This window comes from Lentzea sp. NEAU-D7, from assembly GCF_026242055.1.
Taxonomy (GTDB): Bacteria; Actinomycetota; Actinomycetes; order Mycobacteriales; family Pseudonocardiaceae; genus Lentzea.
In genome coordinates, this window is record NZ_JAPJDL010000002.1 from 495,057 (window position 1) to 519,470 (window position 24,414).

The window sequence follows — 24,414 nt, forward strand, 5'->3', positions numbered from 1 at the left end:
GGACCGTTGACGACAGGTGGTGATGAGGTTTCGGCGCGCGCACGCGTTAGGGTCTCTCCGTGGCCATCGCACGCGCCGAACGCCTTGTCAACCTGGTGCTGTGCCTGCTGTCGACCCGTCAGTACCTGACAGCGGAGCGCATCCGCGCCATCGTCCCCGGCTATCACGAAGCGCCGACGGACGAGGCGTTCTTCCGCATGTTCGAACGGGACAAGTCCGAGCTGCGTGATCTCGGCGTGCCGCTCGAGACCGGGCGGCAGTCCAACGCCGAGGGAGCGGAGGACGGCTACCGGATTGCGCGGCGCGACTACGAGCTCGGCGACATCGACCTCGAACCCGACGAGGCCGCCGCCGTGGCGCTGGCCGCCCGGCTGTGGGACTCGCCGCAGCTCACGGGCGCCGTGCACGGCGCGTTGATCAAGCTGCGGGCCGCCGGGGTCGACGTCGACCAGGACACGCCCGCCGCCGTCGAGCCCAAGGTGCGCGCCAACGAGCCCGCGTTCCCGCCGCTGCTGCAGGCCGTGCAGGCGGGGCAGGTCGTCTCGTTCGACTACCGCAAGCCGCCGCCGGGCGGGCAGAAGGAACGCACGGTCGAACCGTGGGGCGTGGTCGCGTGGCGCGGCAAGTGGTACCTCGTCGGCTGGGACCGTGAACGCAACGACACGCGGTGCTTCCGGCTCTCCCGCGTCGTGGGTGCGGTCCGGACCGTCGGCAAGCCCGGTGCCTTCACCGTGCCCGAGGGCACGGACCTGATGAGCCTCATCGCGCGCACGCAGGCCGATCCGCACCACACGGCGCCCGCCAAGATCTGGGTGGCCAAGGACCGGGCGCAGGGCCTGCGGCGGCACGCGAAGGTCGTCGGGGAACGCGACGGCGGCGACGTCGTCGAGATCGACCTGAAGTTCCCCGACTCGGCGGCCAAGTGGCTCGCCGGGTTCGGGCCCGACGTCGTGGTGCTGGAGCCCGAGGTCCTGGCCAAGTCGGTCCGCGACCGCCTGCAGGGCGCACTGGAAGGAGCGCGGTGACCGCGTCGAACGAAAGGCTGCCGCGGCTGCTCGCACTCGTGCCGTACCTGCTCAACCGGCCCGCGATCACGGTCAAGGAGGCCGCGGCCGACTTCGGCATCACGCCCAAGCAGCTGCGCAAGGACCTCGAGCTGCTGTGGATGTGCGGCCTTCCCGGCTACGGGCCGGGCGACCTGATCGACCTCTCGTTCGAGGGCGAGACGATCACCGTCTCGTTCGACGCGGGCCTCGACCGGCCGCTGCGCCTCACCGCGGCCGAGGCGGCGTCGCTGCTGGTCGCGCTGCGCGCGCTGGCGGACACGCCGGGCGTCGTCGACACGGACGCGGTGCAGCGGGCGCTGGCCAAGATCGAGGCCGCGGTCGGCAAGGCGCAGCCGGCGGGCATGGTGGTCGGGCTCGGCGCGTTCGAACGCGGGGAGACCGCAGAGGTCCGAGCCGCCGTGCAGGACGCCGTGAAGCGCGAACGGGCAGTGAGCATCCGTTACTACTCGCAGTCGCACGATGCGATGAGCGACCGAGTGGTCGATCCGATGCGTCTGCTGCTCGTCGAAGGCCGCGGCTACCTCGAAGGATGGTGCCGCTCGGCGCTCGGCGTGCGGTTGTTCCGCCTCGACCGCATCGACGACGTGCGGGTGCTCGACGAGCCTTCGTCGCCTCCGCCGCACGCCCAGCTGACCGATACATCGGAGGGGTTGTTCCACCCGAGAGACGATCAGAAAATCGCGGTCCTTCTGCTCGAACCGGACGCGCACTGGGTCGCCGAGTACTACCCGGTCGACCACTCGGCCGAGCTCTCCGACGGCCGCACGCGTGTCCTCATGCGCTACGACGACCCTTCCTGGATGGTTCGCCTGCTCCTCGGGCTGGGCGGCGACGTGCACGTCGAACAGCCGTCGGAGCTCGCGGAGGAAGTTGTTCGCCAGGCGGCAGAAGCATTGCGCCGGGCAGATCACCTGCTGTCCACCCAAGACGTATAACGTGTGCTTGTGCCGTCCACACCGACCCTGGCGCTGATCGCGCTCGGCCTGATCGTGCTCCTCGCGATCGCGATCCGAGTCATCCGATCCTTGCGTCGATTCGCCCGCGCCCGCACTCTGGTGGGGGACGGGGTCGGCAACGGCGTCGGTCTGCTCAAGGCGCGATCCGCGGCGCTGAAGGTGGCCATCGCCGAACGGCGGCCCAAGGAACAGGCCCGCACCAGGGCAAACCCCGCGTACGATCGTCGTAGCGGGGCAGACAGGAGGATCACCAATGGGTAACCTCGGACCCACCGAGCTGATCATCATCGCAGTGGTGATCATTCTGCTGTTCGGTGCGAAGAAGCTTCCCGACATGGCCCGTTCGCTCGGCAAGTCGGCGAAGATCTTCAAGGCTGAGACCAAGGGCCTGCGCGACCAGGACGCGGACGACGCGCCGGTGCAGCAGCAGCCCGTGCAGCAGCCGGTCCAGCAGCTCCCGCCCGCCCAGCCGCAGCCGGTCCAGCAGCCCCAGGTCGCGCCTCCCATCGAGCAGACCACGCAGAACAAGGCCGCGAACAACTGACTTTCCTCCTCTCCTGACTTGTAAGGACGGTCAACGCGGTGGCAAGTCCGTTCCGGTGGGTCGCTGAACGCCGGGAACGCGGCAGGCGCCGTCGGGGCAACGCCGACGGCACGATGTCGCTCAAAGAGCACCTCTACGAGCTGAGGTACCGGCTCGGCCTCGCGATGCTGGTCATCAGCGTGGGTGCCATCTTCGGTTTCATCTGGTTCCAGGTGCGGCTCGGCCCGATCCCGTCACTCGGGGACATCCTGACGGGGCCGTACTGCCAGCCGGACCTGGAGAAGTACCGCGCGAAGATCACCAACAACGGTGAGTGCGCGTTGTTGCAGACCGAGCCGTTCGAGATCTTCCTCGTGCAGCTGCAGGTCGGTGCGGCGGCGGGCGCGGTGCTGCTCAGCCCGCTGTGGCTGTACCAGATCTGGGCGTTCATCACGCCCGGCCTCTACCAGAAGGAACGCAAGTTCGCGCGCGTCTTCGTCGGCGCCGGCGCGCTGCTGTTCGTCGCGGGCGCGGTGCTCGCCTACCTGGTGGTGCCGGAGGGCTTGAAGGTCCTGCTGGGCTTCGGTGGCGACAACTGGGTCACGGCGCTCACCGGTAGCAAGTACATCAACTTCGTCATCACCATGCTGTTCATCTTCGGCGTGAGCTTCCTGCTGCCGCTGGTGGTGGTGATGCTCAACCGCGCGGGCGTGCTGTCCTACGAGCGGCTGGCGAAGTGGCGGCGCGGCCTGATGATGGGCCTGTTCGTGTTCGCCGCGATCGCGACCCCGGGCACCGACCCGATCTCGATGGTCGTGCTCGCCCTCGCGCTGTCGGTGCTGTTCGAGATGGCGATCCAGATCTCCCGCGTGCACGACAAGCGCAAGGCGAAGCTCCGCGCCGCCGAGGGCTGGGACTCGCTCGACGACGACGAGGCGGCGCCGTTCCACTACGTCGCGTCCGACGCGGAGGGCAACGACCCCGGCGAGAAGGCCATCGCCGCGGATCCCCCGAAGCGCGTGAACTACGACGACGCCACGTGACGCGCGCCGCGTTGCTGGTCTGCCCCGCGTCGGGCAAGGGGCGGGCGGCCCGGATGGCCGGGTCGACCGCCTCAGCGCTGCGGCCGCACGTGTCGTCGTTGACGCAGCTGGTCGCGCACGACGCCGAGGGCACGCTGGCGATGGCGCACCAGGCCGTCGCGGACGGCGTCGACCTGCTCGTCGTCCTGGGCGGTGACGGAGCCGCGCACCTGGGCGTCCAGGCGGTCGCGGGCACGTCCACGGCGCTGGGCATCGTCCCGGCGGGCACCGGCAACGACCTGGCCGCGGCCGTGGGCTCGCAGTCGGTCGAGGACGTCGTGCACGGCACCCGCAGGCGGCTCGACCTCGGGCGGCTGTCGACGGGGCAGTGGTTCGCCACCGTGCTGTGCGCCGGGTTCGACTCCGCGGTGAACGAGCGGGCGAACGCGATGCGCTGGCCGGCCGGTCCGCGCCGCTACGACCTGGCGATCGTCGCGGAGCTCGCGTCGCTGAAGCCCGCGCCGCTGGTCGTGACCACCGAGTCCGGGACGGTCGAGCTGGACGCGACGCTGGTCGCGATCGGCAACACCCCGAACTACGGCGGCGGCATCCCCGTGTGCCCGGCGGCCGACGCCGGCGACGGGCTGTTCGACGTCACGGTCGTCGAGGGCGCCAGCCGCACGATGCTGATGCGGATGCTGCCCACGTTGCGCACGGGCAAGCACACCGAGCACCCGGCCGTGCGGACGTTCCGCGCGCGCGAGGTCTCGCTGTCGGGCGGCAACGGGTGGGTCGCTTACGCCGACGGCGAACGCCAGGAAGCCTTGCCCATCTCGGTTCACACGGTTCCCGGCGCCCTCACGGTCGTGGGTCGCTAAATTATGGGCTGTTCGGTTCGTTTCACGGTTTTCGGTAGGGATTCATGGAGACGCTGGAGTTTCAGTCCGAGGCGCGTCAGCTGCTGCAGCTGATGATCCACTCGATCTACTCGAACAAGGACACGTTCCTGCGGGAGCTGGTCTCGAACGCCTCCGACGCGCTCGACAAGCTGAGGCTGGAGTCGTTCCGCGACAAGGACATGCAGGTCGACGTCGACGACCTGCACATCGTGATCGAGTCCGATCCGGCCGAGCGCACGCTCACCGTGCGGGACAACGGCATCGGCATGACGCGCGAGGACGTCGTCCGGCTCATCGGCACGATCGCGAAGTCGGGCACCGCGGAGTTCCTGAAGCAGCTCAAGGAGCAGCAGTCCGGCAGCGCGTCCGACCTGATCGGCCAGTTCGGCATCGGCTTCTACTCGTCGTTCATGGTGGCGGACAAGGTCACCCTCGTGACGAAGTACCCGCACGCCGAGAAGGGCGTGCGCTGGGAGTCGACCGGCGAGGCCACGTACACGATCGACGACGTGGACGACGCGCCGCAGGGCACCTCGGTCACGTTGCACCTCAAGCCGACCGACGACGAGGACCGCCTGCCGGACTACACCGAGCCGGCGAAGATCCGCGAGATCGTCAAGCGCTACTCGGACTTCATCACCTGGCCGGTGCGCCTGGGCGGCGAGGAGATCAACTCGCGCAAGGCGCTGTGGGCGCGCCCGGCCTCCGAGGTGACGGAGGAGGAGTACGCCGAGTTCTACCGGCACATCAGCCACGACTGGAACGCGCCGCTCGAGACCATCCGCATGCAGGCGGAGGGCACGTTCGAGTACCAGGCCCTGCTGTTCCTGCCCTCGCAGGCGCCGATGGACCTGTTCATGCGCGACGGCAAGCGCGGCGTCCAGCTCTACGTGAAGCGCGTCTTCATCATGGAGGACTGCGCCGAGCTGATGCCCGAGTACCTGCGCTTCGTGAAGGGCGTCGTCGACGCGGCGGACCTCTCGCTGAACGTCTCGCGCGAGATCCTGCAGCAGGACCGCCAGATCCAGCTGATGCGCCGCCGCCTGGTCAAGAAGGTGCTGTCGTCGATCAAGTCGCTGATGGGCTCGCGCCCGGACGACTACGCGAAGCTGTGGCGCGAGGTCGGCGCGGCGCTGAAGGAGGGCCTGCTCTCCGACGCGGACAACCGCGACGCGATCCTGGAGGTGTGCTCCTTCGCGTCCACCCACTCCGAGGAGTCGTCGGAGTCGCTGACCACGCTCGCCGAGTACGTCTCGCGGATGAAGGACGGCCAGGAGCACATCTACTACATGACCGGCGACTCGCGGGTGGCCGTCGAGAAGTCGCCGCACCTGGAAGCGTTGCGCGCCAAGGGCTTCGAGGTGCTGATCCTCACCGACACGATCGACGAGATGTGGGTCGACTCGGTCCCGTCCTTCGACGGCAAGACGCTGCAGTCCGTCGCCAAGGGTCAGGTCGACCTGGAGACCGACGAGGAGAAGTCGGCCAACGAGGCCAAGGCCGCGGAGTTCGCCGACCTGCTCACGTGGATGAAGGAGCAGCTGGAGGACAGCGTCAAGGAGGTCCGCCTCTCGTCCCGGCTGACGACCTCGCCGGCGTGCGTCGTCGGTGACTCGTACGACATCACCCCGACGCTGGAGAAGATGTACAAGGCGATGGGGCAGGAGCTGCCGAAGATCAAGCGGATCCTGGAGCTCAACCCGTCGCACCCGCTGGTGGAGGGCTTGCACAAGGCGTTCGCGACCGGCGAACGCGACGGGCTGGCCGACACCGCGGAGCTGATCCACGGGCTGGCGCTGCTGGCCGAGGGCGGCGAGCTCGCCGACCCGTCCCGTTTCGTGAAGCTGGTGGCGGACCGGGTGCAGCGCACCTTCTGACAAAACCGCAGGTGGAGGGCGGTGTCCTGGGGACATCGCCCTCTGTCGTTTCAGTGCGGGTTGAAGTTAATCTATCTCGACGGCAATTGTCGGTGCGATGTGAAAGCCTGGAGGGGTGTCAAGTGCTTCGCGGTCCCCGGCCGAGGCCTACGCCCACTCCCGGCGCAACGCCCAGCGGCCCAAGCTGACCGATTTCCTGTCCGTGATCTCGTTCGAGCTGGACCCGTTCCAGCGCCAGGCCTGCGAGGCCCTGGAGGACGGTCACGGAGTGCTCGTCTGCGCCCCCACCGGTGCCGGCAAGACGGTGGTGGGCGAGTTCGCCGTGCACCTCGCGCTGACCGAGGGCCGCAAGTGCTTCTACACGACGCCGATCAAGGCGCTGAGCAACCAGAAGTTCGCCGATCTCACCGCGCGGTACGGGCCGGAGAACATCGGCCTGCTCACCGGCGACACGAGCGTGAACGGCGGCGCGCCGGTCGTGGTCATGACGACCGAGGTGCTGCGGAACATGCTCTACTCGGGTTCGTCCACTCTGGACGGACTCGCGTACGTCGTGATGGACGAGGTGCACTACCTGGCGGACCGCTTCCGCGGCCCGGTGTGGGAAGAGGTCATCCTGCACCTGCCGGAGCACGTGCAGGTGGTCGGCCTGTCCGCGACGGTCAGCAACGCCGAGGAGTTCGGCGAGTGGCTGGTCGAGGTCCGCGGCGACACCTCCGTCGTGGTCGACGAGCACCGGCCCGTGCCGCTGTGGCAGCACATGCTGGTGGGCAACCAGATGCTCGACCTGTTCGAGGGCGACCAGACGCACGCGCGGATCAACTCCCAGGTGCTGCGCAAGACCGAGGAGCTCGTGCGGTACCACGTGCCGTTCAGCCGCGGGCGCAACCGCGGCGGCGGCCCGGGGCGGCCGGCGCGCAACAGCGGGTTCAAGCCGCCGTCGCGCATCGACATGATCCAGCGGCTCGACGCGGCGTCGCTGCTGCCCGCGATCGTGTTCGTGTTCAGCCGCGCGGGCTGCGACGCGGCGGTCGCGCAGACGGCGCGGGCCGGGCTGCGGCTCAACTCCCCGGAGGAGACCGAGCAGGTCCGCCGGATCGTCGACGAGAAGACGCGGGACCTGCCCGAGGCCGACCTGATGGTGCTCGGGTACTGGGAGTGGCGCGAGGCGCTGGAGCGTGGCATCGCGTCGCACCACGCCGGGCTGCTGCCCGCGTTCAAGGAGACGGTCGAGGAGCTGTTCGTCCGCGGGCTGGTCAAGGTCGTGTTCGCGACCGAGACGCTCGCGCTGGGCATCAACATGCCCGCGCGGACGGTCGTGCTCGAAAAGCTCGTGAAGTACAACGGCGAGGCGCACGTCGACCTCACCCCGGGCGAGTACACGCAGCTCACGGGCCGTGCGGGGCGTCGAGGCATCGACATCGAGGGGCACGCGGTCGTCGTCTGGCAGCCGGGGATCGACCCCAAGGCTGTCGGCGGGCTCGCGTCCACCCGCACGTACCCGCTGCGCTCGTCGTTCCGGCCGGGCTACAACATGGCCGTCAACCTCGTGCACCAGCTCGGCGCCGCGTCCGCGCGCGAGATCCTGGAGCAGTCGTTCGCGCAGTTCCAGGCGGACAGGTCGGTCGTCGGGCTCGCGCGCCGCATCGAGCGCAACAAGGAGGCGCTCGCGGGCTACACCGAGTCGATGACGTGCCACCTGGGTGACTTCACCGAGTACGCGTCCCTGCGCCGCCGCATCGGCGACCGGGAGAAGCAGCTGGCGAAGCAGAACACGAACGCGCGCCGCATCGAGACGGCCAAGTCGCTCGAACGGCTGCGCAAGGGCGACGTGATCGCGGTGCCGTCCGGGCGCCGCAGCGGCCTCGCCGTCGTCGTCGACCCCGGCCTGGAGCCGATGGGCGAGGCGAAGCCGCTGGTCGTCACCGAGGACCGCTGGTCCGGGCGCCTCACGTCGGCCGACTTCCCGTCGCCGGTCGAGGTCCTGGGCCACATCCGGCTGCCCAAGCAGGTCGACGTGCGCTCGCCCAAGTCGCGGCGCGACCTCGCGTCCACGATCCGCAACACGGGCATCACCGTGCCGTCGCGGGGCCGCAGGCAGACCACGGCGGACGACGACCCCGAGCTCGCGACGCTGCGCCGCGCCCTGCGCGCCCACCCGTGCCACGGCTGCGACCAGCGCGAGGACCACGCCCGGTGGGGAGAGCGGTACCACCGGCTGCTGGCCGAGAACCAGCAGCTGGAGCGCAAGGTCGCGGCGACGACGCACTCGCTGGCACGCCAGTTCGACCGCATCCGCGCGCTGCTGCGCGAGCGCGGCTACCTGAGCGAGTCGGAGGAGGTCACCGCCGACGGCAAGCGGCTGACCAGGCTCTACAGCGAGTCGGACCTGCTCGCCGCCGAGTGCATCCGCCAAGGCGTGTGGAAGGGCCTCAAGCCGGAGGAGCTCGCCGCCGTCGTGTCGTCGCTGGTCTACGAGGCGCGCCGGGACGGTCCCGTCGAGGCACGCCTGCCGCAGGGCCCGGTGGCCGACGCGATGCTCAAGACCGTGCGGCTGTGGGCGGAGATCGAGGACGACGAGCGCCGCCACAAGCTCGAACGCATCACCCGCCAGCCCGACCCCGGCTTCGCCTGGCCGGTGTACCGCTGGGCGCGGGGCGAGTCGCTGGAGAAGGTCCTGATCGCCGCCGAGGCCGGTGGCAACGAGCTCGGCGCGGGCGACTTCGTGCGCTGGTGCCGCCAGGTGATCGACCTCCTGGACCAGATCCGCGACGTGGTCGGCCGCCAGGACCCGGTCGGCGCGGCCGCGGCCAAGGCCGTCGACGCGCTGCGCCGCGGAGTGGTGGCGATGATGTGACCCCGAGTTGTGACCCAGCCCTGACGAAGGTTTTGCGAGTCGGAGTAAAGACTGACGTCAACGGTGTGATTGGATTTCGCCGCAACGTCGTACACACGGAGGTCGACAGATGAGCAGCCCGTACGGACCGTCCGGAGGGAACGATCCGCAGCAGCCCTGGGGCCAGCCGCAACAGCCGCAGCAGCCCTATGGAGGCGGTTTCCCTCCCGGCACGCCGTCTGGCGGCTTCCCGGCGCAGAACCCGGGACAGAACCCGTACGGCCCGCCGCAGCCCCAGCCGGGCCAGCAGCAGCCGTACCCCGGTTTCGACCCGTCGCAGCAGCAGACGCAGCAGTACGGCGTCCCTGGCCAGCAGCCGCAGTCGAGCCCGTACGGCACTCCCGCCCAGGACCCGTACGGCCAGCAGACGCAGCAGTACGGCATGCCGGGCCAGCAGCAGCCCAACCCGTACGGCCAGCAGCCGGGTTACGGCCCGCCGATGCCGCCGAAGAAGAAGTCCAGCGCCGCGATCTGGGTCGCCGCGGTCGTCGTCGTCCTGCTCGTGGGCGGCGTGCTGTTCACCGGCTTCGTGTCGCCGGCCTTCTTCAAGAAGAAGATCTTCAACAACACCGAGGTCCAGAAGGGCGTCGTCCAGATCCTGAAGGACGAGTACAAGATCTCGGACGTCGGCGCGGCGACGTGCACCGGTGAGAACGAGGTCAAGCCCAACACCTCGTTCGAGTGCAAGGTGCAGGTCGGCGGCAAGGACAAGAAGGTCAAGATCGTCGTCAAGACCGAGGACGGCGAGTACGAGGTCGGCCAGCCCACCGGCTGATCCCCGCTCTTCCGGAAGGCGTCCCCAGGGTCTCCCTCGGGACGCCTTTCGCGTCTGGTGGAAACTGAGGTGCGTTCGCCGTCGGCCTGAGCGACGATCGCGGGCGTGACGGAGATCCGCGTACTCACCGACGAATCGCAGTACCGCGCCCACAACACGCTCTTCCGCCGGGCGATGCACTGGGGCCCGCCCACGGACGAACAGTGGCCGGCGGTGCTGCCGTCCTACGGCGACGGCCGGGTGCTCGCCGCGTTCGAGGGCGACGAGATGGTCGGCACGACCCAGTCGTTCGACAGCACCCTGGTGGTACCTGGTGGCGCCGTCGTGCCGCACGCGGCCGTGTCGCGCGTAGGTGTGCGTGCGGACTACACGCGCCGAGGCGTGCTGAGCGCCCTGATGCGCGAGCAACTCTCGACGCTCCAGCAACCCGTCGCGACGCTGCGGGCATCGGAGGGCCGCATCTACGGCCGTTTCGGCTACGGCCTGGCCGGACGCGTGCGGTTCCTGCGGATCGACGCGCGCAAGGCCGTGATCCCGGGCTCGCCGGCCGGGCGCGTGCGGATGCTGGACCCCGACACCGCGGACAAGCTGCTGCCGGAACTGCATTCCGAATTCGGGCTGAACCGGCCGGGACAGATCTCCCGCTGGCCGGGCTGGTGGGCCAGGGAGCTCGACCGCAAGGGCAACGGCGAGAACCGGGTCACCGTCGTCCACAGTGGACCGGACGGCGACGACGGCTACGTCCGCTACAAGGTGACCGAGGACAAGGACTTCAAGCACCACATGGAGGTCGAGGACTTCGCGTGGGCAGGCGCCGACGCGTGGCGCGACCTCTGGATCTACCTGACGAGGCTGGACCTGGTCGACACGATCGAGGTGGACGCGGCGCTCGACGACCCGTTGAACTGGCTCTTCGAGGACCCGCGGGTCGTGTGCACGAAGGACGTCTTCGACCAGATCTGGCTGCGGCTCGTGGACGTCCCGCGCATGCTCGCCGCCCGCACCTACAGCGGTACCGAGTCCGTCGTCATCGAGGTGCACGACGGGCTTCTGCCCGCGAACAGCGGCCGGTACCGGATCTCGCCCGACGGCGCCGAACGCGTCGAGGCGCAGGCCGACATCACCGTTCCGGTCGACCTGCTCGGGGCCGTCTACCTCGGTGACACGAGGTTCTCCGACCTGGCGGCGGCCAAGCGGATCGAGGGGACGAGGTTCGCGGAGGCCGACGCGTTGTTCGCCGGCCCCGTCGCCCCGCTCTGCTCGACGTTCTTCTAGACCGGGGTGGACGGGTCCGAGACGATCGGCGCCTCGGACCCGCCGGTGCTCAGATGCCGTACCTGAGGCTGGCCGCGGCGACTGGGGCTACGAAGACCGCGCCTGGCTCACCAACTCGGACGGCACGGTGTCGTACTGCGCAAGGGTCGGCGACGGTGGCCGCGTCCGGTGCGATCGGTTCGACGGCACCGGTTGGTCCACGGCGATCTCGCCACAGGTGGACGTGGGCTACCCGGACGCGTTCGCCTGATCGTCAGGGACGGCGCTCCATCGCGTTCACCAGACGCGGCACCGAACTGCCGAGGCCCCAGCGCTGCGTGAGCTCGCGCAGCCGCTCGGGGTCGGCGGGCACGCGCGGCACGTCGTCGGCGCGGTCCAGCACGACCGGGGCGTCCAGCGCGGTGCGGACGACCACGGGCGCCACCGCCAGGTAGTCCTCGGCCGCGATGAGCGCGTTGCGGGCCTTGGTGGTGAGCTTGCGGTCCATCGGGTCGGTCACGGCCTTGAGGACCGCGTCGAGCGAGCCGAACTCGGTGATGAGCTTCGCCGCGGTCTTCTCGCCGATGCCCGCGACGCCCGGCAGGCCGTCGGACGGGTCGCCGCGCAGCACGGACATGTCGGCGTACGCCGAGCCCGCGTTCTCGACGGGCAGCGAGTACTTGGCGGCCAGCTCCTCGGGGCCGAGGACCTCCGCCTTGTTCCAGCCGCGGCCTACGTAGACGACGTGCACCGGCGTCGGTTCGTGGCGCACGACCTGGAACATGTCGCGGTCGCCGGTGACGACCTCGACGGGCGACTTCGTCTCGCGGTGGGCGAGCGCGCCGATCACGTCGTCGGCCTCGTGGCCCGCAGCCTCGGCCGTGCAGATGCCGGCGGCGTCGAGGACGTCGAGGATGATCGGGATCTGCGGCGTCAGCGTGTCCGGCACCTCCTCCGAGCCGTCGGTGGCGTCCTCGGCGACCCGGTGCGCCTTGTACGACGGCAGCGCCTTCACCCGGAACTCGGGACGCCAGTCGGCGTCGAGGCAGGCGACGAGGCGGGCGGCGCCGCGTTCGGTGATGACGCGGGCGATCGTGTCGACGAACCCGCGCACGGCGTTGACGGGCGTGCCGTCGGGCGCGGTCATCGAGTCCGGCAGCGCGTAGTACGACCGGAAGTAGAGGCTCGCGGAGTCGAGCAGCACCAGGGGAGAGCTCACGAACGGACAAGCTACTAGTGCGGGGGCCTTTCACGCCTGCCGGGCGCGCTCCGTGCGCGAAAGGCGTCCCGCCGGGAGCCGAACGCGCCCGGCAGGCGGTGCGGTCCACGCACTAGGCTTTCCGTCATGGCAACGATCACCGGGCCCATCGACGTGTCCGCGCTGCGCGCGCGGCTCGACCGCGCTTCCGCCGCCGCCGAGCAGGCGGGCGTCGACGCCCTCCTCATCTCGCCCGGCTCGGACCTGCGGTACCTGATCGGTGCCGGTGGCGACTCCTTCGAGCGGCTCACCTGCCTCGCGCTGCCCGTGGGCGGCACGCCGACGCTGGTCGTGCCGAAGCTGGAGCAGCCGGGCTACGCGGCGATCCCCACCGACGAGCTCGGCGTCGAGGTCGTCACGTGGGTCGACGGCGAGGACCCGTACGCGCTGGTCAAGGCCGCGCTCAAGGGCTCGCGGACGGCCGTGGCGGACATGATGCCCGCCCTGCACACCATCAAGCTCGGCCAGGCGATCGGCGGCACGCAGTCGCTGGCCGGCCCGATCATCCGCGAACTGCGCATGCGCAAGGACGCCGCCGAGATCGACGCCCTGCGCAAGGCGGGCGCCGCGATCGACCGCGTGCACGCGCGCATGGGCGAGTTCCTGCGCGTGGGCCGCACCGAACGCGAGGTCGCGCACGACATCGCGCTGGCGATCGTCGAGGAGGGCCACACCGTCGCCGACTTCGTGATCGTCGGCTCCGGCCCGAACGGCGCGTCCCCGCACCACCGCGACTCCGACCGCGTGGTCGAGGCGGGCGACGTCGTCGTCATCGACATCGGCGGCCCGGTCGCCGAGGGCTACAACTCCGACTCGACCCGCACGTACGTGATGGGCGAGCCCGCCCACGACGACGTCCGGGACACCTACGCCGTCCTGCAGGCCGCGCAGCAGGCCGCCGTGGACGCGGTGAAGCCGGGCGTGACCTGTGAAGAGGTGGACGCGGCCGCCCGCACCGTCATCGCGGACGCCGGGTTCGGCGAGTTCTTCGTCCACCGCACCGGCCACGGCATCGGCCTGGACGTGCACGAGGAGCCCTACATCGTGAGCGGCAACTCGCTGCCGCTCGAAGCAGGCATGGCGTTCAGCGTGGAGCCCGGCATCTACCTGCCCGGCCGCTGGGGCGCCCGCATCGAGGACATCGTGGTCGCCACCCCGGACGGCGTCGAGTCCTTCAACAACCGACCTCACGACCTGGTGGTGCTTTGACCCTCGAGCAGATCGACAGAGCGATACTGAAGGAACTCGCCTCGGACGGCCGGTGCAGCTTCACCGACCTGGCCGAACGCGTGGGCCTGTCCGTCTCGGCCGTGCACCAGCGGGTGAAGCGCCTCGAGCAGCGCGGCATCGTGAAGGGCTACGCGGCCCGCCTGGACGGCGCCGAGATCGGCCTGCCGATGTCGGCGTTCATCTCGCTGTTCCCGATCAACCCGGCCGAGCCGGACGACTACCCGAAGCGCCTGGAGCACCTGCCGGAGATCGAGGCCTGCTACTCGGTGGCGGGCGACGCCTCCTACGTGCTGCGTGTCCGGGTCGGCTCGCCGGTCGCGCTGGAGGAGCTCCTGCAGAAGATCCGGGAGTCGGCGAACGTGTCGACGAGGACGACGGTCGTGCTCTCGACGCCGTACGAGGACAGGCCGCCCGCGGTCTGACGGTGGACCGCCCGCTGCGGTGGGGGAGAACCCGCCGCGGCACCGGCCGTCAGCGCACCTGTCCGTCGGCGAGCACCAGCACCCGGTCGGCGACGGCGTGCACGGCGTCGTGGTGGGTCGCGATCAGCACCGCGGCCCCCTCGTCCGCGACCCGCCGCAGCAGCCCGACCGCGGCCTCGGCGCTGGCGGCGTCCAGGTGTGCGGTGGGCTCGTCGGCGAGCAACGCCGCGGGCCGCGCCACCACGGCCCGGGCCAGCGCCGCCCGCTGCTGCTGGCCGAACGACACCTGCCCCGGATACCGGGACCCCAGCTCGGAGATCCCCAGCTCGGCCAGCAACTCCGCGACGCCGGTCACCTCCCGCCCCGCCAGCCGCAGCGGCAGAGCGACGTTCTCCTCCAGCGTCAGCTCGGAGGCGAGCCCCAGCGACTGCGGCAGAACCGCGCACGCGGACCACGAGGCGGGTCCGGGCGACACCGACCCGCTGTCGGGGAGGTCGAACCCGCACAACAGGGACAGCAGCGCGGTCTTCCCGGACCCGGACGGCCCGCTCAGGGTCACCAGCTCGCCGGCGGAGACCGTGAGGTCCACCCCGCGCAGCACGGACACCCCGCCGAAGGCCCGGTGCACCCCGGCCGCGCGGATCACGACGCGGCCAGCGGGACGCACAGGTCCGCCAGCGCCACCAGCCGCGGGTCGTGCGACGCCACCACGGCCGGCACCGGCAGCGACTCGAGCGTCTCCAGCACGAGATCGGCCGACCGCGCGTCGAGCTGCGAGGTCGGTTCGTCGGCCACCACGACCGAGGCGCCGCGGGCGAGCGCGCACCCGAACGCCAGACGTTGTTGCTGGCCACCGGACAGCGCGCCGATCCGCCAGGTCGCGGACGCGCCCAGCCCGAGCCGGTCGAGCAGGGAGAGGTCCGCGGCACCGGCCGCGCGCAGGTTCTCGCCCACGGTCAGGTGCGAGATCAGGTTGTCGCCCGGGTTCTGGAAGACGACCGCGATCTCCTTGCTCCGCAACACCCGCAGCTCCGACCACGACAACGACGAGGTCGGCACGTCGTGCACGTACACCTCGCCGCGAGAAGGGCGTTCGACCAGCGACAGGACGCGCAGCAGGGTCGACTTGCCGGAGCCGGACGGTCCGGACAGGACGGTGAGGCCGGGCGCGATCGACAGCGACACGTCCGTGACGGCGTGCACGGAACCGTAGGACACTCCTACGCCACAAGCACGGATCACCTGAGCAGTTCTCCCATCCGCGCGGTTCGCACACCGCGCAACGCGAGCCAGGCCGCCACGACGACGACCAGGGCACCGCACGTCACCATCGCACCCAGCAACGGCAGCAGGTCCGGCAGCACCGGCGCCGGGTTCAGCCAGGGCGCGGGGTCCAGGCGCGGCACGGCCGCCCCCGCGCTCGCGAACGAAGCCACCACACCGATCAGCACGGCCAGCGACGCCAGCGCGCCCACCTCCAGCAGATGGCTCGACCACAGCACGGACGGGCGCATGCCCATGCGGGTCGACAGGGCGCCGGACACGGCGTTCTGCCGGCGGCGGACCTCGACGGCCAGCAGCAGCGCCACGGCGGCGACCACGGCCAGGACGACGCCGATCGCCGCCACGAAGCCGAAGGTCCACTCGACGGTCAGGAACGGCAGGCCGTCGAGGACGCGGGCGCGGTCGGCGGCGTTCGTGTAGTGGATGCCGTCGGCCTGCAACGCGGAGGTCAAGGCGGACAACGGAAGCGTCGACCACAGGTGCCACGAGCCCACCTGCTCGGCGGCGGGCACCGAGTCGCGGGCGACGACGTACCCGCGGGTGCCGAGCTTCGGGAACGACGGCAGCGCCGCCACGGGTTTGAGCAGCGGCAGGCCGGCGATCTGGATCTCCTGGTTCGCCGAGCGGCCGATGCGCAGAGCGGGCGCGACCTCACCGGTGCGTTTCAGGCCCGAGAGCAGCGACCGCACCTCGGCGGCGTCGTCCAGCACCGCGGCGTCGGTGAACGTCGCGGGGTCCACGACCAGTGCGCCCGTGCTCACCCCGACGAGAGTCGTGTTGCCCCGCAACGACGAGGGCAGCGCGACCCGGCCGAGCGCGATGTCCTGCGACACCTGGACCGTGCTGTTCGCGCCGACGAACACGCCCGACTTGGAGTCCAGCGCCGACTGCTGCGCCCCCGCGACCGCGCTGCCGACAGCGATGGTGCCGACCGCCAGCACGCCCACGAGCAGCACGCCGGTCACCGGTCCGACGGCGGCGGCCAGCCGGCGCAACGCGAACTGGGCGGCCGGGACCCGCCACCACCGCACGTGGTGCGACCACCCGAGCGACCAGCGCAGCAGCCGGGTCGCGAGCAACGCCGCCGCCAGCACCACGAGCAGGGGGAACGCGAGCGCGGCCACGTCGACGCGGGGCAGCGAGCCGGGCTTGAGCGACGTGCCCAGTCCATTGTGGGACAGGCGGACCCACGCGAGCACGGCCAGTCCGGCGACGACCAGCTCCCACGGCACCAGCCCGAGCCGCCGGGAACGGGCTCGCCCCTGGAACGTCCGGTGCGCGCGCCAGGACGCCACCAGCACCGTCACGGCGAGGCTCAGCGCCACCACGGCCAGCACGAACCCCAGCGCCACCCAGAGCGTTCCGGGGGCCAGCACGACACCGGGCGCGTACAGCGGCAGCAGCAGCCGGGCGGTCACCAGCCCGAGCACGCCGCCCACGACCAGCGGCAAGCCCAGCTCCAGCACGCCGCGCAGGCCCAGCGCCAGGGGACTCGCGCCGCGCACCCACAGCAACCTCAGCTCGGAATGCCGCCGCTGCGCCCACTGCACGGTCACGGTGCCCACGCCCGCGAGCCCGACCAGCACGCTGATGATCACCAGCGGCAGCAGCGAGGAGGAGACGTTGCGCTCCGCGGTCCGTGCCGCGGCGACGGCGCCGGACAGCAGATCGGTCCTCGTCAGCGGCAGCCCGAGCGCCGCCAGCCGCGCGTTGCCGTTGTCCCGCAACGCCTCCGCCTCGGCGAGCGTCGCCGGTGCCTCGGCCGTGAAGCGCAGCGACACCGTGGCGTCCGACGCGAACTCCGGTGGCAGCGCGGCGAGGTCCGCGGCGGAGGTCACCCAGATGACCGACGTGCTGGCGCCGTCGCCGGCCAGCGGGTTCGGCACCACGGTCTTCGCCTCGGAACACCACCAGCCGTCCACGGGCTGCGCGAGGTCGGCGTAGATCGCGGTCACCACCAGCGAGGAGCCGGTCAGCCGGTCGCCGACCTCCACCTCGGCGGCCGTCGCGATCGTCTGGGGCACCCACAACCCGGCGCCACCGCCCTGTACGGCGGTCAGGTGCGACACCGCGTCCGGCCGGTACCCGAACCGGCCGTAGGTCGCGATGCCGTTGAAGTCGGGCCGGCCGATCCGCGAGTAGGCCCCGCCGAGGTCGCCGCGCGCCGCCAGCGACACGGCCGTGGACAGCGGGAGCCGGTCCCCGTCCAGCGACGGGTGCACGGAATGCGGGCACATCCTGCTCTGCTGGTAGGCGAGAGCGGCGCTGCCCGCGGCGGAGGAGTGCAGGGCGGCCGCGGCCACCACGAAGCCCAGCAGCAACGTCGTCGCGATGCTCACGAGCAGGGTGAGCGGACTCGACAGCGCGGCCCTGGGCGCGGCTCTCCACGGCAACTGCACCTGCGCACGCTAACCGCCGCTCCCCGATTTGGGGAGCCTTCAGGAGGTAACGGAACGCATGACGCCGAACCGGCCGCCGAACGGGTCGACGAGCACCGCGATCCGGCCGACTCCGTCGAGGTCGTGGGGCGCGAGGAGCACCGGCGCGGCGGCCGCCACCTGGTCCACGTCGGCCACCTCGAAGTACGGCAGCCAGAAGGCCTGCGAGTCCGCGACGATCGCACCGAACATCCGGCCCGCGCCGGTGCCCGCAGGCTGCAGGAACTGGCCGGGCGCGCCGGGGATCACCTGGATCTCCCACGAGAAGAGCGAGCGGTAGAAGGCCGCGGACGCGCTGGGCGCGGGGGAGTGGAGCTCCAGCCACGTCAGCGATCCCGGGATCGACACCGCGCCGAGCCCGGCGGGACCCTGCCACACGCCGAACTCCTCGCCGTGCGGGTCGGTCAGCCGGATCTCCGCGGCGGGCGAGGTCCCGGCGAAGTGGACGGTCCACGAGCCGGGCCGCGAGGTCACGTGCCCGGCGACCGCCCGGCCCTCGCGGGTGAAGACGCCGGTGCCCGGCGTGTCGAGCGGCTGGTACTCCCAGCCGAGCACGCCGCTGTAGAACTCGGCCGCCTTCGCCTCGTCCGAGGTGCCCAGATCGATCCAGGCCGGCGCTCCGGGGACGTACTCGGTGGTGATCATCCAGGTCCTGTCCTGTGCGTTCGGTGGGCGAGCGACCTGGAGGCGGTGCAGGACGGGGCCTAGGCCCACCTCCAGCGGATACCTACCCAGTTCACCGACACGTCAGTCTCGAAGTGGTGCACGGAGTTCGTGTGGTCCGGCACCAGGTCGATGGTCCGGTGCGGTTCCCGCTCCTCCCAGTCCTGCAGGTACACGTGCGGGTCGACCGGCAGCGCCGCGGGGTCGAAGTGCACCTCGATCAGGCTCTGCGCGAGGAAACAACGCACGCCGTGCGCGTACTCGACGCTGTCGAGCCGCGTGGGGTCGTGCGCGACGAACTCGAAGACCCACGTCTCGCCCTCCCGCAACGGCTTGTCGAAGAGCAGTTCGTGGACGACCACGCGCTCGGCCTCGTGACGGGTGGACCGGCCGAGACGGCAGTTGCGGACGGGCTCCTGCCGCAGTTCCGCGGTCTCGGCCGAGTCGTCGCAGAAGTAGTGCGCGTAGAACCTGTCGACGCCGTCGTGGCGGGCGCGGACGACCATCTGCGCGTGGACGCGCGAGGCGTGCCGTTCCGCGTCCACGAACACCCTGTCGTGCCGGGAGAGGATCTCCAGGTCGTTGGCGTTGAAGCCGGGCAGCATGCCGGGCACGACGTCCGGCCATCCGCTCGGGCCGGTGTGCTCCAGCAGGGCGAGCAGCGAGCGCGGCGGTACTTCCAGCAGCTCTTCGAGCACCGCCACGGCCCGCAGCGACTTCGGGGAGACCGGCCGCACCCGCCCCTGCTGCCAGTCGCTCAGCGTCGACAGCGCGACCGCCACGTCCTGCTGCCGCAGTCGCAGCCGGAGCCGTTCCAGCGTCAGGCCACGCCGGCGGATGGCCGCGCGCAGCGCCGAGTGGAACGGTCCGATGCGCAGCAGCGCTTCCAGACTGGGCGTCGTTGTCACGCACTTGACTCTAGTGACAAGGGGTGGCGGCCTGGCTAGAGCGCGAACCCCTCGGGGAACGGATCGGTCTCGTCCAGGAGGTACTGGCCCATGCCGGTGATCCACGCCCGTCCGGCCACGGTGGGCACGACGGCCGTGCGGTCGCCGAGCGGGACCTCCTCCAGCAGCCGGCCGACGAACCTCGTGCCGATGAACGACTCGTTCACGAAGTCCTCGCCGATGCCGAGGTCCCCGCGCGCGTGGAGCTGTGCCATCCGGGCGCAAGTGCCTGTGCCGCAGGGTGATCGGTCGAACCAGCCGGGGTGGATCGCCATCGCGTTGCGCGAGTGGGCGCCGTCGTTCCCCGGCGCGACGAACTGGACGTGCTTGCACCCGCCGATCGCCGCGTCCACGGGGTGCACCGGCCGGTTCACCGCGTTGATCTCGTCCATGATGGACAGACCAGCGGCCAGAATCCGTTCTTTTTCCACACGGTCGAACGGGATGCCCAAGTCCGCCAGCGGCACGATCGCGTAGAAATTGCCGCCGTACGCCATGTCGTAGCGGACCTCGCCGAGTCCGGGCACGGTCACCACGGCGTCCAGCTCGTGCGCGTACGACGGGACGTTGCGGATCGTCACGAGCTTCGTGCGGGTGTCGTAGTCGGCGAGCACCAGACCTGCGGGGGTGTCCAGGCGCACGGTCGTGACAGGTTCTGTCATCTCGACCATGCCGGTCTCGACCAGCACCGTGGCGACGCCGATCGTGCCGTGCCCGCACATCGGCAGCAGGCCGGAGACCTCGATGAACAGCACGCCCCAGTCCGCGTCCTGGCGGGTCGGCGGCTGCAGGATCGCGCCGCTCATCGCCGCGTGGCCACGCGGCTCGTTGACCAGCAACCTGCGGATGTGGTCGTGGTTCTTGATGAAGTTGAGCCGCTTCTCGGCCATGGTCTCGCCGGGGATCACGCCTACCCCGCCGGTGATGACCCGCGTCGGCATGCCCTCGGTGTGGGAGTCGACGGCGCTGAAGTACTTCGAGAACCTCATGACGTCGCCAGCTTCATGTCGGCGTCGACCTGCGCGAGCTGTTCGGGGCTCAGCGGGCCGCGCGGGGGACGGCACGGACCGCCGTAGCGGCCGACGTAGTCCATCGAACGCTTGATGGCCTGCACGAACTCGGTGCGCGAGTCCCAGCGGAACGCCGGCACGAGCTTCTCGTACAACGCCCGCGCCTCGTCGAGCCTGCCCTCCAGTGCCAGGTCGAACAGCTGCTTGCTCTCGGCCGGGAACACGTTGGGGTAACCCGCGAACCAGCCCTTCGCGCCCATCAGCAGGCTCTCCAGCACGACGTCGTCCGCCCCCGCCACGACGGTGAGGTGCGGGGCGGCGGCGCGGATCTCCAGCACGCGCCGGACGTCACCGGAGAACTCCTTGACCGCCACGACGTTCTCGATCTGGCCGAGCTCGGCCAGCAGGTCCGGGGTGAGGTCGACCTTGGTGTCGATCGGGTTGTTGTAGACCATGATCGGCAGCCCGGCCTTCGCGACCTCGCGGAAGTGGTGCACGACCTCGCCGCGGTTGGCCCGGTACATCGTCGGCGGCAGGCACAGCACGCCGTCCGCGCCGTCCTCGGCCGCGAGCTCGGCCCAGTGCCGGGCCTGGTGCGCGCCCACGCCGTGCACGCCGATGACCGCGATGCCGCGGCCCTTGACCGCCGCGATGGCGGTCTGCGCGACCTCACGGCGTTCCGCGTCGGTCAGCGACGAGTACTCGCCGAGCGAGCCGTTCGGGCCGACGCCGCGGCAGCCGCTGTCGACGACCCACCGGCAGTGCTCGGCGAACCTGTCCAGGTCGGGACGCAGCCCGGCGGGGGCCTTCGGGTCTTCCGCGTAGGGGAGCGCGGTGGCGACGATGACGCCGTCGAGGCGTTCGGTCATGACTGTTCCTCCGGGAGGTCGGCGAGTTCGCCAAGGGGGATCGGGACCGCGATGACGCGGCGCTGGCCGTCGAACGGGACGCCGGTCAGCTCGGCGGCGTTGCGGGCGCAGATGCGGCCCTGGCAGCGGCCCATCGCGACACGGCTGGTGAGCTTGAGCTCGCGCATGCTCGTGGCGTCGGTCAGGTCCTCGAGACGGACCTTCTCGCAGCGGCACACGGTGGTGTCCGGGTTCAGCCACGTCCGCCAGCCGGGCTGGACCTCGTGCGCCCTGGCCAGGGCACCGGCGAACAGTCGTCCCCTGCGGACCGCCTCCACGGCCTTCGCGGGCGGTTCGTGGCCGGCCGCGGCGGCTCCGGCGACGACGCCTTCGGCCTCGGCCAAGTCGGCGCCGCCGATGCCGGTGACCTCACCGGCCGCGTAGACGTTCCCGATCGACGTCCGCTGGCGTTCGTCGACGTCGAGGAAGTCGCCGGTGCGGCGGGCGTGCGGCACCAGGTCCGTGCGGGGCAGGAAGCCGTAGCCGACGCAGACGAGGTCGGCGTGCTCGGTGCGGTGGCCGACGGGCCGCCACCGGCTGTCGAGCTTCGCGACCGTCACGCGGTCGCCGTGCTTGGCGATGACGGCGGTGCGGGTCTCCAGGCGGGGCAGCACCTTCCGGTAGCCCGCGAGCTCGCCGATCTTGTGCCGGTTGGCGAGCACCGCCCGGGACTCGCGCAGCCACCGGGTGGGCGAGGAGGCCTCGTAGACGCCGACGAGGGTGGCGCCGAGGTCCTGCAACGCGGTCGCGACCGGCAGCAGGAACGGCCCGGTGCCCGTGACGATCACGCGTTCGGCCAGCGTGACGCCCTGCTTGGCGAGGGCCTGGGCGGCGCCCGCGGTGATCACGCCCGGACCGTCCCAGCCGGGGAACGGCAGGGGGCGGTCGTAGGCGCCGGTGGCGACGACCAGCGCGTCGAACCGCAGGAGCCCCGGTCCGCGCAGGTGCAGCGCGTCACCCTCCACCAGCCAGGCCTCGGTGTTCTTGAGGTGCGTCACCCCGGCGTGGCCGAACCTGGCCCGGCCGCGCAGGTACTGGCCGCCGGCCTCCGGCTCCGAGTCGACCATCGTGACCTCGGCGCCCGCGTCGGCGGCCGTCCGGGCGGCCGCCATTCCGGCGGGACCCGCGCCCACGACGACGACCCTCACGACGTCGTCCTGATCACGTCGCCGTCGCGCAGCGGGTGGCGGCACGCGCGCACCTCGGGCACGCCGTTGATCTCCGCGACGCAGCCGAAGCACACGCCGATGCCGCAGAAGTACCTTCCCGGCAACAACTCCGCGACGTGCGCGACCTCGCGCGGCAGGCCGTTGAACGTCACCTTCACACCATCACCTCCGGCCGGTCGACGCGGAACGGGCGGGGATCCACCAGGGGGTCCTCGCCGGTGAGCAGCTGGGCGAGCAGGCGCCCGGTCGCCGGGGCCAGCCCGACGCCCGCGCCCTCGTGACCCGTGGCGTGCCACAGGCCGGGCGTGCGGGGGTCCTCGCCGATGATCGGCAGGTGGTCCGGCGCGTACGGGCGGAAGCCGCCGTACGCGCGCATGACCGGGACGTCCGCCAGCATCGCGAACATCGCGATCGCTCTGCGCGCCAGTGCTTTCAGCACCTTGCTCTCGATGGTGTCGTCGAAGCCCTTGCGCTGGCGGCTCGACCCGATCAGCACCGTGCCCGCCTGGGTCGACTCGACCACGCCGGACGTCTGGAGGTCCGCGTCGCCGCTCGCGACCGCGCCGACGTAGTCCGCGTCGTAGACCTTGTGCCGGATCCTGCCGGGGATCGGCGTGGTCACGAGCACCACACCGCGCCGGGGCAGCACGTTGACGCCGAAGTGCCGCGCCCAGGGGCCGGTGGCGTTGACGACCGCGCCGCAGCTGATCACGCCGTCGGACGTGGTCACGCTCCGGCCGTCCGCGGAGGACACCTCGGTGCGCCTGACCTCGATGCCGCGCAGCAGGGTCCGGGTGGCCTTGACCGGGTTGAGCTGCGCGTCCTGCAGGTAGTGGACGGCGGCGGTGATCCCGGGGTTCAGGTGCGGCTCGCAGGCCAGCGCGTCCGCCGCGCTGATCTCGCAGGCGTCGACGCCTGCCGTGCGCTGGGCCGCGGCGAAGGCTTGCAGCCCGACGACCGCCTCGGGGGTCGTGGCGACGACCAGGCCGCCCTTCTCCTCCCACTCGGCGTCGTCCGCGAGCTCCGGCCACAGGGCGCGGCTCGCCAGGGCGAGGCCGAGCTCCGGGCCCGGCTCCTTGTCGCTGACCAGCACGTTGCCCTCGCCGGCCGCGCTGGTGCCCGACGCGGGTCCGTGGCGGTCGACGACGAGGACGGCGAGGCCGCGCGCCCGCAGGGCCTGGGCGCACGCGGCCCCGATGATGCCCGCGCCCATCACCACCACGTCCGGCTGCATGGCCACCTCCGTTCAATAGAATGAACGTTAGTGCTTCGGATACTCCAGCACCAGTACCGAGCTCACCTCACCGCCGATGGTCTCGTACGAGTGCGGCGCCGAGCCGGGGAAGCACACGTAGTCGCCCGGCCCCAGCTCGTACGGCGCGTCCACCGGCCCCACGAGCAGGCGGCCGCCCGTGACCAGCACGTGCTCCTTGCCGGGATGACCTTCGCTGGTCTGGACGGCGCCGGGCCGCACCCGCTGGTCGTAGATCTCCAGCACGGTGTCCCCGATGTCCATCCGCCGCATCAGCCGCAGGTCGACGGCGTTGCTGCTGAGCACCTCGACGTCGCGGGCGCGCACCAGCACGACGTCCGGTGTCGTCCGCTCGGTCACGAGCTCGGACACCGGCACGTCCAGAGCGTTCGACAAACTGAACACCGTTTCGATCGTCGGGTTGCCCGCGCCGCTCTCCAGCTGGGACAGCGTGCCCTTGGCGATGGACGACCGCCGCGCGAGCTCCGACAGCGACAGCCCGCGTTGCTCGCGGAACGCCCTGATGTTGGCGCCAAGCACCTGACCCGCACTCATGGTCGCTGA

General features: G+C 71.2%; 24 protein-coding genes. 12 read left to right on the forward strand and 12 right to left on the reverse strand.

What is annotated here, in order from left to right; translation table 11 throughout:
* Window positions 1-59: 59 nt before the first annotated feature.
* The 10 genes from ORI60_RS05700 to ORI60_RS05745 all read left to right on the forward strand — a co-directional run bounded on the left by ORI60_RS05700 (window position 60) and on the right by ORI60_RS05745 (window position 11,290).
* On the forward strand, window positions 60-1,025 hold the full coding sequence (locus tag ORI60_RS05700; protein WP_266035112.1) for a helix-turn-helix transcriptional regulator: 966 nt from the start codon (window positions 60-62) through the stop codon (window positions 1,023-1,025).
* Window positions 1,022-2,002, forward strand: coding sequence for a helix-turn-helix transcriptional regulator (locus ORI60_RS05705; RefSeq protein WP_266035114.1), 981 nt, complete (start codon window positions 1,022-1,024; stop codon window positions 2,000-2,002). Before ORI60_RS05700 ends, ORI60_RS05705 begins: the two co-directional genes overlap by 4 nt.
* A gap of 9 nt (window positions 2,003-2,011) precedes the next feature.
* Window positions 2,012-2,284, forward strand: a complete 273-nt coding sequence (locus ORI60_RS05710) for a bacteriophage holin (RefSeq protein ID WP_266035115.1) — start codon at window positions 2,012-2,014, stop codon at window positions 2,282-2,284.
* Window positions 2,277-2,567 (forward strand): Sec-independent protein translocase subunit TatA, encoded by a 291-nt coding sequence (gene tatA / locus ORI60_RS05715; protein ID WP_266035117.1) that lies wholly within the window; start codon window positions 2,277-2,279, stop codon window positions 2,565-2,567. Before ORI60_RS05710 ends, tatA begins: the two co-directional genes overlap by 8 nt.
* 113 nt (window positions 2,568-2,680) lie before the next feature.
* The gene (gene tatC, locus ORI60_RS05720) at window positions 2,681-3,589 is read left to right on the forward strand and encodes a twin-arginine translocase subunit TatC (RefSeq protein WP_266035458.1); all 909 of its coding nucleotides are present in this window, start codon (window positions 2,681-2,683) and stop codon (window positions 3,587-3,589) included.
* Complete coding sequence (locus tag ORI60_RS05725) at window positions 3,586-4,446, forward strand: diacylglycerol/lipid kinase family protein (protein ID WP_266035119.1); 861 nt, start codon at window positions 3,586-3,588, stop codon at window positions 4,444-4,446. Before tatC ends, ORI60_RS05725 begins: the two co-directional genes overlap by 4 nt.
* 44 nt (window positions 4,447-4,490) lie before the next feature.
* A complete protein-coding gene (gene htpG, locus ORI60_RS05730; protein WP_266035121.1) occupies window positions 4,491-6,344 on the forward strand; it encodes a molecular chaperone HtpG in 1,854 nt (617 codons plus the stop codon).
* Between the two features lie 115 nt (window positions 6,345-6,459).
* Window positions 6,460-9,201, forward strand: coding sequence for a DEAD/DEAH box helicase (locus tag ORI60_RS05735; protein WP_266035123.1), 2,742 nt, complete (start codon window positions 6,460-6,462; stop codon window positions 9,199-9,201).
* A gap of 109 nt (window positions 9,202-9,310) precedes the next feature.
* Window positions 9,311-10,015: a DUF4333 domain-containing protein gene (locus ORI60_RS05740; RefSeq protein WP_266035125.1), complete on the forward strand. Its 705-nt coding sequence runs from the start codon at window positions 9,311-9,313 to the stop codon at window positions 10,013-10,015.
* Window positions 10,016-10,120: 105 nt separating this feature from the next.
* Complete coding sequence (locus ORI60_RS05745; RefSeq protein ID WP_266035126.1) at window positions 10,121-11,290, forward strand: GNAT family N-acetyltransferase; 1,170 nt, start codon at window positions 10,121-10,123, stop codon at window positions 11,288-11,290.
* 253 nt (window positions 11,291-11,543) lie between these two features.
* Here ORI60_RS05745 and ORI60_RS05750 read toward each other — a convergent pair whose 3' ends face one another.
* The gene (locus ORI60_RS05750) at window positions 11,544-12,488 is read right to left on the reverse strand and encodes a 5'-3' exonuclease (protein ID WP_266035128.1); all 945 of its coding nucleotides are present in this window, start codon (window positions 12,486-12,488) and stop codon (window positions 11,544-11,546) included.
* A gap of 126 nt (window positions 12,489-12,614) precedes the next feature.
* Here ORI60_RS05750 and ORI60_RS05755 point away from each other — a divergent pair, with 126 nt between their 5' ends.
* The gene (locus tag ORI60_RS05755) at window positions 12,615-13,736 is read left to right on the forward strand and encodes a M24 family metallopeptidase (RefSeq protein WP_266035130.1); all 1,122 of its coding nucleotides are present in this window, start codon (window positions 12,615-12,617) and stop codon (window positions 13,734-13,736) included.
* A complete protein-coding gene (locus ORI60_RS05760; RefSeq protein WP_090070266.1) occupies window positions 13,733-14,179 on the forward strand; it encodes an Lrp/AsnC family transcriptional regulator in 447 nt (148 codons plus the stop codon). The genes ORI60_RS05755 and ORI60_RS05760 overlap by 4 nt, the downstream gene beginning before the upstream one ends.
* 49 nt (window positions 14,180-14,228) lie before the next feature.
* Here ORI60_RS05760 and ORI60_RS05765 read toward each other — a convergent pair whose 3' ends face one another.
* From ORI60_RS05765 to ORI60_RS05815, 11 genes are read right to left on the reverse strand one after another with little or no spacing between them, the layout of a single operon-like run.
* Entirely contained in the window at window positions 14,229-14,846 is a 618-nt protein-coding gene (locus ORI60_RS05765; protein ID WP_266035136.1) for an ATP-binding cassette domain-containing protein, read from the reverse strand.
* Window positions 14,822-15,382, reverse strand: coding sequence for an ATP-binding cassette domain-containing protein (locus ORI60_RS05770; protein WP_266035137.1), 561 nt, complete (start codon window positions 15,380-15,382; stop codon window positions 14,822-14,824). Before ORI60_RS05770 ends, ORI60_RS05765 begins: the two co-directional genes overlap by 25 nt.
* A gap of 35 nt (window positions 15,383-15,417) precedes the next feature.
* Window positions 15,418-17,862 (reverse strand): ABC transporter permease, encoded by a 2,445-nt coding sequence (locus tag ORI60_RS05775; protein WP_266035139.1) that lies wholly within the window; start codon window positions 17,860-17,862, stop codon window positions 15,418-15,420.
* Between the two features lie 39 nt (window positions 17,863-17,901).
* Entirely contained in the window at window positions 17,902-18,546 is a 645-nt protein-coding gene (locus ORI60_RS05780; RefSeq protein WP_266035141.1) for a hypothetical protein, read from the reverse strand.
* A 59-nt stretch (window positions 18,547-18,605) separates the two neighbouring features.
* Window positions 18,606-19,472, reverse strand: a complete 867-nt coding sequence (locus ORI60_RS05785; protein WP_266035143.1) for a hypothetical protein — start codon at window positions 19,470-19,472, stop codon at window positions 18,606-18,608.
* A 35-nt stretch (window positions 19,473-19,507) separates the two neighbouring features.
* Window positions 19,508-20,500 carry a proline racemase family protein gene (locus tag ORI60_RS05790; RefSeq protein ID WP_266035145.1) on the reverse strand — a complete coding sequence of 331 codons (993 nt, stop codon included), beginning with the start codon at window positions 20,498-20,500 and terminating at the stop codon, window positions 19,508-19,510.
* Window positions 20,497-21,390 (reverse strand): dihydrodipicolinate synthase family protein, encoded by an 894-nt coding sequence (locus ORI60_RS05795; protein WP_266035146.1) that lies wholly within the window; start codon window positions 21,388-21,390, stop codon window positions 20,497-20,499. The genes ORI60_RS05790 and ORI60_RS05795 overlap by 4 nt, the downstream gene beginning before the upstream one ends.
* Window positions 21,387-22,577 carry an NAD(P)/FAD-dependent oxidoreductase gene (locus tag ORI60_RS05800; protein WP_266035148.1) on the reverse strand — a complete coding sequence of 397 codons (1,191 nt, stop codon included), beginning with the start codon at window positions 22,575-22,577 and terminating at the stop codon, window positions 21,387-21,389. Before ORI60_RS05800 ends, ORI60_RS05795 begins: the two co-directional genes overlap by 4 nt.
* Window positions 22,574-22,756, reverse strand: coding sequence for a 2Fe-2S iron-sulfur cluster-binding protein (locus tag ORI60_RS44580; protein ID WP_308203457.1), 183 nt, complete (start codon window positions 22,754-22,756; stop codon window positions 22,574-22,576). Before ORI60_RS44580 ends, ORI60_RS05800 begins: the two co-directional genes overlap by 4 nt.
* Entirely contained in the window at window positions 22,753-23,832 is a 1,080-nt protein-coding gene (locus ORI60_RS05810; protein WP_266035149.1) for an NAD(P)/FAD-dependent oxidoreductase, read from the reverse strand. The genes ORI60_RS44580 and ORI60_RS05810 overlap by 4 nt, the downstream gene beginning before the upstream one ends.
* 27 nt (window positions 23,833-23,859) lie before the next feature.
* Window positions 23,860-24,405 carry a helix-turn-helix domain-containing protein gene (locus ORI60_RS05815; RefSeq protein WP_266035150.1) on the reverse strand — a complete coding sequence of 182 codons (546 nt, stop codon included), beginning with the start codon at window positions 24,403-24,405 and terminating at the stop codon, window positions 23,860-23,862.
* Between the last annotated feature and the right edge of the window lie 9 nt (window positions 24,406-24,414).